The sequence below is a fragment of the Paenibacillus sp. GM2FR genome (assembly GCF_002803325.1).
GTDB classification, from domain to species: Bacteria; Bacillota; Bacilli; order Paenibacillales; family Paenibacillaceae; genus Paenibacillus_AQ; species Paenibacillus_AQ lautus.
Genome location: NZ_MKZM01000008.1, coordinates 3,069,998 through 3,082,705 on the forward strand (window position 1 = coordinate 3,069,998; position 12,708 = coordinate 3,082,705).

Below are 12,708 nucleotides of genomic sequence, written 5' to 3' on the forward strand. Positions count from 1 at the left end.
CCCCCTTTCAAAACTTCCGTTTAAAAAATGATGGCCAATCTGGCACTGGCTACTTTTGCATATGGAATCACGTGCTGCTTCTTGACGGTTTGAATGACTAGCTCCTCATTATCAAAGGATTCCAGCTTGCCTTCAAACTCTTTCAACCCGTTAATCGGCTCGTATACCGTAACAAACACGTTCTTGCCGACCGACTTCGCAACATCCTCTTTTTTCTTAAGGGGACGTTCCGCGCCAGGAGAAGAGACTTCAAGAAAATAAGCTGTCGGGATCGGATCGTTCTCGTCCAGCTTCTGGCTCAGGTATTCACTGATTAAACCGCAATCGTCAATGTCAATGCCGCCGTCTTTATCAACAAACACGCGCAAGAACCAGTTGCTTCCTTCCTTAACGTATTCCACATCTACCAGTTCAAAGCCGTGTTCGTCCAAATACGGCTGCACCATTTCTTCCACAGTCGTTTTAATCTTTGATGTGCTCAAAGAACATAACCTCCAAGTTGATTTCCTATATACCAAAGAGTAAAGAGTGGGTTGCCCCACTCTTTACACAACGGTTTTATCTCCATGATTACCAAAAAAATTATAACATAGTCTGGTAATAGTGACAAGTATGACTCCTTGACTGTCAAGGCGTCACGGCAATGACGGGATGACAAGAATCAGAACAATGATAACTGATTGCTCTCCGGCAGACCGCGGAAGCACCCCATTTGGGTCAACAGCTCCACGGCGGTTTTGCTTGCCTTCGATTTTTGCTGGAAATCCTCTATGGAGAGGAATTCACCGAATTCACGTGCGGCAGCAATATTGCGGGCGGCATTATCACCGATCCCCTGCAGTGCGGAGAACGGCGGAATGAGCGAATCTCCATCCACCTTAAATCGGAGCGCATCCGATTCATACAGATCGATGTTCTTGAACGAGAAGCCCCTTGCCGTCATTTCCAGCGCCATCTCCAGAATCGGCAGCATTCCTTTTTCCTTCGGGCTTGCTCCGAAGCCCAGCTGCTCGATTTCTTCAATTCGGCGATAAATCGCCTCATAGCCCTGACAGCATAATTCGATATCGAAATCCTCGGCTCGCACCGAGAAGTACGTTGCATAATATTCGATCGGATAATAAAGCTTGAAGTAAGCCGTCCGCACCGCTGAGATAACATACGCGGCGGCGTGGGCTTTCGGGAACATGTACTGGATTTTGAGACAGGAATCAATGTACCACTGCGGCACTTTGCATTTCTTCATCTCGTCAATCCATTCCTGCGACAACCCCCGGCCTTTACGCACGCTTTCCGTAATCTTAAATGCGAGGCTCGCGTCCATGCCAGCCTTATAAATCAGGAACAACATGATATCGTCGCGGCAACCAATAACGGTTTTGATGTTGCATGTACCATTCTTGATGAGCTCTTGAGCGTTGCCGAGCCAAACGCCGGTTCCGTGTGACAGACCCGAGATTTGCAACAAGTCGGCAAAACTCGACGGCTGCGATTCCACCAGCATCTGGCGGACGAATTTGGTGCCCATCTCCGGCACGCCGAAGGTGGCCACCGGCGAGCGTATTTGCTCCGGCTTGACGCCCAGCGCCTCCGTTGAGTTGAACATGCTCATTACTTTCGGATCGTTCATCGGAATGGTCGTTGGATCCACGCCGGTCAAATCCTGAAGCATCCTCATCATGGTCGGATCATCGTGCCCGAGAATATCAAGCTTGAGCAGGTTCGCTTCAAAGGCGTGATAATCAAAATGCGTCGTTTTCCACTCTGCGTTGACATCGTCCGCGGGAAATTGCACCGGCGTGATCTCTTCCACTTCGATGTAATCCGGCACAACGACAATACCGCCGGGATGCTGCCCTGTGCTCCGCTTGACACCGGTACAGCCTGATGCCAGCCGGTTCAATTCCGCGCCCCGCCAGCGCTTGTTGTTATGTTCCTCATATTTTTTGGCGAAGCCAAACGCCGTCTTCTCTGCCACGGTGCCGATGGTACCGGCACGGAATACGTTCTCCTCGCCAAACATCTCTTTGGTGAAATTATGGGCATGCGGCTGATATTCACCGGAGAAGTTCAAGTCAATATCGGGAACCTTATCCCCTTTAAAACCCAGGAAGGTTTCGAATGGTATATCCTGTCCCTCGCCTTTCATCATGTTTCCGCATTCCGGACAAGCCTTGTCCGGCAAGTCGAATCCACTCGGCACGCTGCCGTCCAGGAACCATTCGCTGTGCTTGCAGTCGCTGTTCAAGCAAATGTAATGGGCCGGAAGCGGGTTAACCTCGGATATGCCGAGGAATGTGGCAACGACGGATGAGCCTACGGAACCCCGTGAACCAACCAAATAGCCGTCCCGGTTCGATTTTTTAACCAGTTTCTCGGAAATCAAATAGTTCGCTGAGAAACCGTATTTAATGATCGGCTCAAGCTCTTTCTCCAACCGGGCCACTACGACTTCCGGCAAGTTCTCGCCATAAATGGACTTGGCCGTGTCGTAACAGGTGTTGCGGATTTCTTCATCCGCGCCATCCAGAATCGGCGTAAACAGCTTATCCGGGAACAATTCCAACTCTTCAAAGCGGTCGGCCAGCTCGCTAGTGTTCGTTACTACAACTTCATAACATTTGTTTTGTCCCAAAAACTCGAACTCTTCGAGCATCTCTTCCGTAGTCCGAAAATGCGCGTCAGGCTTACGCATATCCTTAAGCGGGCTGAAACCGGTAATCCCATGGATGGTAATGTCCCGGAACAGCTTATCCCGCGGTTCAAGATAGTGCACGTTTCCTGTGGCGATGACCGGCTTGTTCAGCTTTTCGCCGATGCGCACGACTTTGGAAATTGCGGTTTTGATCTCTTCGGGACTGCCCACCAAGCCTTTGTCCACCAAATGCATATACATCGTCAACGGCTGAATCTCCAAAACATCGTAGAAGTCCGCAATCTCTTCGGCTTCCTCCTCCGTTTTGTTCAGCACCGTTTCGAAGAACTCCCCTTTTTCGCAGCCGGAAAGTACCAATAATCCATCCCGCATCTCTTGGAGCTTGGATTTAGGAATACACGGCACCCGCTTGAAATATTCGGTATGCGACATGGAGATCAGCTTGTACAGATTTTTCTTGCCTGTCATATTCAAAGCATAAATACCGCAGTGGAAAGGGCGGGTGTTGGACAGATCCGTACCGACGTAATCATTAAGGCGGTCCAGCATCTTGACGCCTTTCGTTTTGTCCACATCGCTAAGGAGCCCGTTCAGGATTCCAGCCAGCGCAATCGTATCGTCAATCGCGCGGTGATGGCTTTCGAGCAGCACCTTATACTTATCTGCCAATGTGTTCAGACGATGATTCTTAAGGCCCGGATGCACCAGACGTGCCAGCTCCAGCGTATCCAGATAGGGATTGTCGAGCGTGTCCATGCCGGCATTCTTGAGTGCTGCCTGGATGAACCCCATGTCAAATCGTGCATTGTGAGCCACGAGCACGGCATCCCCGACGAATTCAACAAACTCTTTCAGTACCGGCTCCAGTTCAGGAGCATCCTTAACCATATCGTCATTGATGTTCGTCAATTGCTGAATATGGTACGGGATTCTCTCGTGTGGATTAACGAAGGTAGCGTATCGATCAATCTCTTTGCCATCGTTCATCTTCACGGCAGCAAGCTCGATGATTTTGTTCGCGGTGATGGACAAACCTGTTGTCTCAATATCAAATACAACATAAGTCGCACTGCTGAGCTCGATCGGCTGTGCTTGCTCCACAATATTGACGGCATCATTCACGACGTTGGCCTCAACGCCGTACATCATTTTAATGCCATGTTTCTTGGCGTTCTTTGCTGCATCAGGATAACACTGTACGCCACCATGATCACTTACGGCGATGGCTTTATGTCCCCAGCTCGCCGCTGTTTTGATATAACGGTCAATCGGTGTGACCGCGTCCATCGTGCTCATCGTTGTATGCAGGTGGAATTCAACCCGCTTCTCGGCGGCATTATCCTTGCGTGATGGCGGCGACGGCACTTCATTGAGATCGGACGGGATCATCACCAGCTCCGGCACCTGCATAAACCGGTCATATTCCACGCGCCCGCGCGCCTTCACCCATTTGCCGTTCTCAAGAAGGCTCAGGACCTTCAAGTCGTCCTTCGTCTTGCCAAACATTTTCATTTGCAAGGAATCGCTGAAATCCGTCAGATAGAATGTGAATAACGTACTTCCGTTCCGGAGCTCCTTACGATCCAATCCGAAGATGGTTCCCTGAATCGTAATTTTCTTCTCTTCGTCTTGGATCTCCTGAAGCGGAACCGGCTGTTCCTTGATATCATACCCAACCTGCAGCCGAACCGCGCCCTCTTCCTCATCGTCGGCATCCAGCTCAGCTTCCATGCTGCTCATGATCTGCTCGATGACCTCGCGCTCTTCTTCTCGTTTCCTCTGCTCGAACTCCTCATAAGCCGCCTGGCCATTATCGCCGACCTGCATTTTCACGCGCAGCGTCAGATCAAAATACTGCCCGAAAAAGCGGGTAATGGCGGAATCGATCTGTTTCTTACGGGCAAGCTCAAGCGACATGCCATCCGACATGGAGAGAAGGACTTGCCCATCATCCACCTCGTATTTAGCCCTTGTCATCCATCCATTGACCGAAGGGATCTCCCGATGTGCCCACTCTAGGAACAAGCCCCAGTATTCTTGCACGATATCTGCTTCGGGAACGCCGCTTCCATATCGGAACACAAATTTAATCTTCGCAATATGCCCCATCTTCTCCTGAATTCTCAGACAAAATGTGCGATAGACCTCAGCTGGAACCAAGGTCTCCTTCAGGACGGTTATTCTCCAGTCCTTACTGGCCTTGCTTGTCTCTACCTGCTCAATCACGCCGTCCAAAAAATAGGGTTCCACCAGATTGGCCGGAACTTCTCCCTGCTTGATCAGCAGTTCAAATCGCTTCCTTTTATCTTCTGTTGTGCCCATGGTTCCCTCCCCCTGCAATGCATAAAGCTATAAGAAAAACTTCTAACTTCTATCGACGAACATCCACAAAAGACAAACCGCGTTTAGTGGACGTTTTTCTTCCGATTGTCGAATTCGTTCCGCTTCGCTGAAAACTTATAAATTCTATACTCTTAAATAAATAGAATAAAGCCTCCGCCGGCAGCACCCATTCGTCCTGCCCCAAAAAGAAGAGCGTCCGCCATACTGCCATCCGGAAGCTTCCTCCAGATGATGAATTCCGGTTCTGGACGAAGGACTCTCCCCTCGCCCAAACTTGCCGGAAATTCATAATATCGATTTACTAGTACGCTCTCGCGAACAGCACCGTATGTTTTGCATCTTCACCGCATACAAGGCACTTGGTTTTCTTCTCGGCCGGCTCAAACGGAATGTTTCTGCTCGTAGCGCCGGTTTCTTGCTTGACGGTATCTTCGCAAGCTTCCGAACCGCACCATCCTGCCAACGTAAACCCGCGTTTTTCCTCCATGCTTTCCTTCATTTCATCCAGCGTTTCCACCGAATAGAAATGATCCTCACGGAACTGCTTCGCGCGCTCGAACATTTCCTGGTGCACCTGCTCCAGCATATTCTGTACTTCCTGGGTCAGATTGGCTTGCTCTACGATTTTCTTCTCGCCTGTAATGCGGGAGACAAGCACGCACACGCCATTCTCCATGTCCCGCGGCCCGATCTCCAGACGCACCGGAACTCCGCGCATTTCATACTCATTGAATTTCCAGCCTGGGCGCACATCCGGATTGTCGTCAACGCGTACACGGATGCCTGCGGATTTCAGTTCACGGAACAGCTCGTCCGTACGACCCACAACCGCGTCTCTCGTCTTCGGTGGACCGATTGGAATCATAATCACTTGCGTCGGTGCGACTTTAGGAGGAAGCACCAATCCGCGGTCATCCCCGTGGACCATAATCAAGGAACCAATGAGGCGCGTGCTGACGCCCCAGGATGTCGTATGAGCGTATTCCAGCGTATTTTCACGGTTCAAATATTGAATGTCGAAAGCTTGCGAGAAGTTGGTCCCCATATAATGCGAAGTACCTGCCTGTACCGCTCGTCCGTCTTTCATCATCGCTTCGATCGAGAACGTATCCACGGCGCCCGCAAATTTCTCCGAAGGTGTCTTCTGCCCTTTGATTACCGGAATCGCGAGATAGTCCTCCACGAACTGCTGATAGATATCCAGCATTTGCATGGTTTCCCCTCTAGCCTCAACTTCCGTTTCATGGGCGGTATGGCCTTCTTGCCATAAAAACTCGCTCGTGCGAAGGAACGGCAGCGTGCGTTTTTCCCAGCGCACCACGTTGGCCCACTGGTTGATCAGCACAGGGAGATCACGATAGGATTGGATCCATTTGGAATACATGTGCCCGAACATCGTTTCAGAAGTCGGACGGATCGCCAGACGTTCTTCCAGCTTCTCTCCAGCCGCTTCCGTTACCCATGGAAGCTCAGGATTAAATCCTTCGACATGCTCCTTCTCCTTCTGGAAAAAGCTCTCGGGAATGAAGAGCGGGAAATACGCATTCCGATGGCCCGTCGCCTTAAAGCGCCGATCCAACTCTGCCTGGATATGCTCCCAAATTTCATAACCGTCCGGTTTGAAGACGATGCAGCCTCTGACTGGAGAATAATCCATCAGGTCCGCTTTTTTGATGACATCGATATACCAGCGCGAGAAATCTTCCGCTTGCGGCGTAATCTCCGTCACGAATTGTTTATCCTTCGATTCCTTAGACATATAAATCGTGTGCCTCCCATTAATAAAACGCATGGTCAAAGCCCCTGATTCAAGCGGCTTGGACTGGCGTTATTGGCGATATGTGTGAACGAGCTGCGGCTATGAAGCCCGCCCTTATTATAGCAACTCCATTTGCTAGATATCGTTATGCGTGAAACTCTGCTAACAATAGAAAAGGTACGGCTTTCGTTGCGGCTGGCGCACCGAGCCGTACCTTAGGGTTTATCCGTTGATCAAACGCAAAATATCGTTATAGGTGACGGCAATCATTAACAGGAACAGCATCGCAAACCCGATAAAATGAACCATGCCTTCTCTGTTCGGGTCAACTGGCTTGCCCCTTAAGGCTTCGATCCCTAAGAATACGAGCCGGCTTCCATCCAGTGCCGGTATCGGCAGCAGATTGAATATGCCCAGATATAAGCTTAGAATGGCTGCCCAATAGGTCAGCTGTTCGATACCCTGTTTGGCGATTTGTCCCGTTACTTCAAACGTCCGCACAGGACCGCCAAGATCATCCATGGAGAACTTCTGAATCAACTGTCTGAAGCCCTGGAAGATAATATTCGTTGTATCTACCATCGCGGTCCCGGACCCGGCAATCGTCTCCCCAATCCCTGCGGATCGGGTCGGAAGCTCAGGAACAATCCCGACCTTGCCGCCTTCCTGGCCCTCCATCGTCCGCGGAGTTAAGGTCAGATCAAATGATTCCTCACCCCGGCGTACGGTCCATTCCATCGGCTTGTCCTTGGAAGCTGCAATCAATTCGATCATCTTCTGATAATCGGCACCAATAGCGGTTCCGTTAATGCTCTCGATGATGTCTCCCTCTTTCAGATCGGCTTCATCGGCAGGCATGCCTTTTGTAATCTCGCCAATCTGCACATAAGTTGGATTCTCAACCGGTATGCCGGCCATTTGAATGTGAAGGGCAAACAGCACGAAGGCCAGAATGAAGTTCATGACAGGACCGGCAAAAATCGCAAGCGCTCTTTGTCCAACAGTTTTGCTGCCGAATTGGCGGTCTCTCGGTGCGATCTGCGTCTCGACACCTTTGGCTACCGTTAAGGCTTGCGGATGGATTTCAAATTGTTGGAATTCACCATCCACATCAAGTCTAACCGACAAACGATCCACCATATCCATAAACTGGACTTCGCCGCGAATGACATTTTTACGGTTGTCGAGTTGATCCAGATAAATCTTTTTCACTTGATTCTCTGCATTCAATCGAACCGCAATCGTCTGACCGGGCTGAATCTCGACAAGTTCCGGATCTTCCCCCGCCATACGGGCATAACCGCCGAATGGAAGAAGACGAAGCGTAAACTGCGTTTCATTGCGTTTATATGAGAACAGCTTTGGACCAAATCCAATCGCGAACTCGCGCACCAATATTCCGGCACGCCGGGCAAAATAATAGTGACCCCATTCGTGCACGGTAACGATCACAAAAAACATGAGCACCGTTAGAAAAACGACCCGAACCATTTCCAATTCTTTACATCCCCCTTTTCCTCTGAGAACGCAGTATGTCCCTATAGATTATCATTATTCTCCTGTCGTCCACAAGAGAATCACAAGCTGTCCGCTTTTTTTCAAGGGAGATTTCAAAAACACTTCAATCCTATAGTCGGGAAGCTAATTCACGTGCGATTCGATCATTCTCTTCAATCGTCTCCAGTGCCGGTTCCGGCGCAACACGATGGCTTTGCAGCACTTCCTCAATGATCTCTTCGATTCGCAGAAAAGAGATTTCGCCGCGGAGAAACCGGGCGACCGCAATTTCATTGGCAGCGTTGAATACCGTTGGCGCTGTCCCACCCATTTTACCACATTCATAAGCAAGCCTTAAACAAGGAAAACGTTCAAGATCCATCTCCCGGAAATGCAGCTTGCCCGCTTCTGCCAAAGATAGCCTCGGCGCAGGCGAAGACCACCGCTCCGGATAGGTGAGCGCATATTGAATCGGAACCCGCATATCCGGGTTGCCGAGCTGGGCAATGATACTTGAATCACGGAATTCCACAAAAGAGTGAATAATGCTTTCCGGGTGCAGAAGCACAGAAATGTTGTCATAAGGAATTCCATACAGCCAATGGGCCTCAATCACCTCAAGCCCTTTATTGACCATGGTGGCCGAATCAATCGTGATTTTGGCACCCATGGACCAGTTTGGATGTTTAAGCGCATCCTCCACCGTAACGTTCACCAGCTGCTCCCGGGTGTAATCCCGGAATGAGCCTCCGGAAGCCGTCAACGTGATCCGTTCAATATCTTCATGCCGCTCTCCGTTCAGGCATTGGAATATGGCGGAATGCTCGCTATCGATCGGCAAGAGTTTTACCCCTTTGGCAGCCGCTCGAGCCGTAACCAGGTGACCTGCGGTTACCAACGTTTCCTTATTGGCAAGCCCGATTGTCTTCCCCTCATCGATTGCTGCAAGCGTAGAGGACAGGCCCAAACTTCCAACGACCGCTGTAACCACCATTTCCGCGTCTGTCGCGGCCGCAATCTCGATCAATCCTTCATGACCATGGAACACTTCGGTTCTGGCAGGAAGATCATGCCTTATGCTGTCAGCAAGCTCTTTCGTGGCAACGGACACTTTACGCGGAGAAAACTCCTTGACCTGCTGAAGCAGCACTTCCTTATTACTCCCTGCAGCAAGGCCCTCAATCTGAAAATGTTCCCGGTGTTTCCTCACGACATCCAAGGTCTGGGTACCTATGGAGCCAGTGGAGCCGAGTACGCTGATCTTCTTCATGCACATCTTTCCTTTCATCAGTAAGGCAGGAGACTCAATATATGTACAAACGGAAATACGACGATCCAACTGTCACATCGATCCAGTATCCCTCCATGGCCCGGCAGCAGCTTGCCCGAATCCTTGATGTCATACACCCGTTTATAAGCGGATTGCACCAAATCGCCGAGCTGACCGATAACAGCGCAGGAAAGTCCGATTAGAATCGCTTGTCCAGCCGTCAGGAATCCATCTGAGAAGAATGAAAAGAGCAGTGATGTGAACACGGCAATGACCACACCGCCGAGCGCACCCTCAACCGTTTTGTTCGGGCTTATGGAAGGCCATAATTTATGGCGCCCCATGGCGCGTCCGACAAAATACGCTCCCGCATCGCTTGCCCAGATCGAGGCCAGAAGCAGAAAAGTCCAGAATACGCCATGGCCGTCAGGAGCATGTCGTGATTCGGCGATAAAGGAAAATCCGATTCCGATATACACCGATGCCAAAAACAATAAAGAAACCCGTTTGATATCTATTACATTCTTCGTCGTCACGGTCGCCAGCAAAAATAAAAGCAGCAGGAGCCAAAGCACATGTTCCCACGGGATCTGAATATTCAAATTAAGCGGACCCCATGGAAATACAAGTAACAGCACCCCCGCATACCCAATCCAAGCCGTTCCCCCGAATGCTGCCGTATTGGTCATGCGCACAAACTCATAATAACCGATTAGCGCCATCGCCAGAATAAGAAGATGGTACCACAGACCGCCTATGAAACATAATCCTAAAAAGACCGCTCCCGCTATAATTCCGGTAATCAATCGCTGTTTCAAAACGTTCCATCCTCCATCGGCTACGAAAGTCCACCGTAGCGCCTTGTTCTTTGTTGATAATCGGCTACGGCCTCCACCAAATGCTCTTTGGTAAATTCCGGCCAATAGGCATCCGTAAACCATAGCTCACTATACGCGAGCTGCCACAGCATAAAATTACTCAGTCGCAGCTCGCCGCTTGTGCGGATCAGTAAATCCGGATCCGGCAATTCGCCTGTGAGGAGCCGCTGGCCGATCAGTTCCTCTGTAATATCCTCAGGACGAAGAATCCCGTCGCGCACTTCTCGTCCGAGCGCCTTGACACTTTCGGTGATCTCTTTCCGGCTGCCGTAATTGAGTGCAAAGTTAAGCACAAGCCCGTCATTGCCGGCTGTCTTCGCAACTGCTTCTTCCATCGCAGACACGGTATGGGACGGAAGGTCTTCCGGATGCCCCATCATGCGGACCTGGACATTTTTCTCGATCAGCTCCTCCAGCTCAATAGCCAGGAACTCTTGCGGAAGCTTCATCAGAAAATCGACCTCATCCTTCGGACGCGTCCAATTTTCTGTCGAAAAAGCATACATCGTCAATATTTTGATTCCCAAATCATCGGCGGCAATGGCCGCTCTTTTGACAGCCTTCATGCCATTCTGATGGCCAACGATTCGCGGCATACCGCGCCGTTTCGCCCAGCGTCCATTACCATCCATGATGATGGCGACATGATGTGGGATGTTGTCCGGAGAGAGCTGATGCGTCTGCTGACTGTCCTCCTGATTCAACCACGATCGAACCCGTTTGATCATTCCATTTCCTCCAGGCATCTTTCTGCAAAAAAAGAGACAAACCCCACCATTGACAGGAGGGGCCACAAGTCTCTTATACTTCCATAATCTCTTTTTCTTTAGCAACGAGGACTTTGTCGACTTCTGCGATAAATTTATCCGTCGCTTTTTGGATATCTTCCTGATGTCTCCGGGACTCGTCCTCGGAAATATCTGTTTTCTCCAATTTTTTGATGTCGTCGTTGGCATCACGGCGAATGTTGCGGATGGCCACTTTCGCTTCCTCGCCGAATTTCTTCGTCATTTTCACCAGTTCGGTTCTGCGTTCTTCCGTCAGTGCAGGTACGACGAGACGAATTTGATTACCATCATTCGCCGGCGTCAAACCGATATCCGATTTCATGATCGCTTTCTCGATATCGGCCAAGGACGACTTGTCCCAAGGCTGGATCATGAGCGTTCTTGAATCCGGCGTGCTGATGTTAGCCAGCTGATTCAGCGGAGTTGGTGCCCCGTAGTATTCAACCGTGATCCGGTCGAGTAGCGCTGGCGCTGCCCGTCCTGCGCGCAGCGTTGCCAGGTCACGTTTCAAAGACAGGATCGCTTTTTCCATGCGTTCTTCTGCATTCTTTTTCACCGATTGCGGCATTAGTCTACACTCCCTTTGACGATCGTTCCGATTTTCTCGCCCAGAACGACGCGCTTGATATTACCTTGCTCCGTAATAGCGAAGACGATGAGCGGGATGTTGTTGTCCATACATAACGATGAAGCTGTAGAGTCCATTACCCCAAGGTTTTTGTTCAATACGTCTAGATACGTCAGCTGCTCGTACTTCTCGGCAGTTTCATCCTTAAATGGATCAGCGGAGTACACTCCGTCCACCTTGTTCTTCGCCATGAGAATCACTTCTGCTTCGATTTCCGCTGCGCGAAGCGCTGCAGTCGTATCGGTGGAGAAGTATGGGTTACCCGTTCCTGCCGCAAAAATAACGACACGACCTTTTTCCAAATGCCGAATGGCTCTGCGGCGAATATACGGCTCCGCAATTTGCTGCATTGAGATAGAGGTTTGCACCCGAGTCGGCACATCGATCTGCTCCAAAGCATCCTGAAGAGCCAAAGAGTTCATCACCGTTGCGAGCATTCCCATATAATCTGCTGTCGCACGGTCTATTCCGTTCGCGCTGCCAGCGATACCGCGCCAGATGTTTCCGCCGCCGCACACGATCGCGACCTCCACACCAAGCTCGACAACCTCGCGAACCTGCTCAGCGATCGATGAGATCGTCTCAGCATCAATACCATATCCATTCTGCCCTGAAAGGGATTCCCCACTGACTTTCAATATCACTCGTTTATATACAGGCTGTTCCAAATGATAACCCTCCACTTTAAGACGGCGCCTAAGTATACGACGCCCGTTTGAAAAACGACAGACAGACACACCGGCACTGCTTGACGGTTTATAAAAATCGGGTAAAAACATCCGTCTCAAGTAGAAACTTCTGGTCGTCTAATCAAGACTCGAGTCCATTCTTTCTTGTGAGATAAGGGGTGCCTTTACTCCGAATTTATAACAATCTTATCTCTCTTATG

Annotated in this window: 10 protein-coding genes; all 10 read right to left on the reverse strand. The window is 50.3% G+C overall.

The window, feature by feature from the left end:
• Nucleotides 1–20: 20 nt before the first annotated feature.
• Nucleotides 21–482, reverse strand: coding sequence for a ribosome maturation factor RimP (gene rimP / locus PAEVO_RS13690; protein ID WP_076324962.1), 462 nt, complete (start codon nt 480–482; stop codon nt 21–23).
• A 179-nt stretch (nt 483–661) separates the two neighbouring features.
• Nucleotides 662–4,978, reverse strand: coding sequence for a PolC-type DNA polymerase III (locus PAEVO_RS13695; RefSeq protein WP_100538043.1), 4,317 nt, complete (start codon nt 4,976–4,978; stop codon nt 662–664).
• 49 nt (nt 4,979–5,027) lie between these two features.
• The gene (locus PAEVO_RS13700) at nt 5,028–5,210 is read right to left on the reverse strand and encodes a hypothetical protein (protein ID WP_100538044.1); all 183 of its coding nucleotides are present in this window, start codon (nt 5,208–5,210) and stop codon (nt 5,028–5,030) included.
• 90 nt (nt 5,211–5,300) lie between these two features.
• Entirely contained in the window at nt 5,301–6,758 is a 1,458-nt protein-coding gene (gene proS / locus PAEVO_RS13705) for a proline--tRNA ligase (protein WP_100538045.1), read from the reverse strand.
• Nucleotides 6,759–6,980: 222 nt separating this feature from the next.
• On the reverse strand, nt 6,981–8,249 hold the full coding sequence (gene rseP, locus PAEVO_RS13710; protein WP_371860414.1) for an RIP metalloprotease RseP: 1,269 nt from the start codon (nt 8,247–8,249) through the stop codon (nt 6,981–6,983).
• A 136-nt stretch (nt 8,250–8,385) separates the two neighbouring features.
• Nucleotides 8,386–9,525: a 1-deoxy-D-xylulose-5-phosphate reductoisomerase gene (locus PAEVO_RS13715; protein WP_100538047.1), complete on the reverse strand. Its 1,140-nt coding sequence runs from the start codon at nt 9,523–9,525 to the stop codon at nt 8,386–8,388.
• Between the two features lie 17 nt (nt 9,526–9,542).
• Nucleotides 9,543–10,343 (reverse strand): phosphatidate cytidylyltransferase, encoded by an 801-nt coding sequence (locus PAEVO_RS13720; protein WP_100538048.1) that lies wholly within the window; start codon nt 10,341–10,343, stop codon nt 9,543–9,545.
• A gap of 20 nt (nt 10,344–10,363) precedes the next feature.
• On the reverse strand, nt 10,364–11,131 hold the full coding sequence (locus PAEVO_RS13725) for an isoprenyl transferase (protein ID WP_100538049.1): 768 nt from the start codon (nt 11,129–11,131) through the stop codon (nt 10,364–10,366).
• Nucleotides 11,132–11,204: 73 nt separating this feature from the next.
• Complete coding sequence (frr, locus tag PAEVO_RS13730) at nt 11,205–11,759, reverse strand: ribosome recycling factor (protein ID WP_006211296.1); 555 nt, start codon at nt 11,757–11,759, stop codon at nt 11,205–11,207.
• On the reverse strand, nt 11,759–12,487 hold the full coding sequence (gene pyrH / locus PAEVO_RS13735) for a UMP kinase (RefSeq protein WP_006211297.1): 729 nt from the start codon (nt 12,485–12,487) through the stop codon (nt 11,759–11,761). Before pyrH ends, frr begins: the two co-directional genes overlap by 1 nt.
• Nucleotides 12,488–12,708 lie beyond the last annotated feature (221 nt).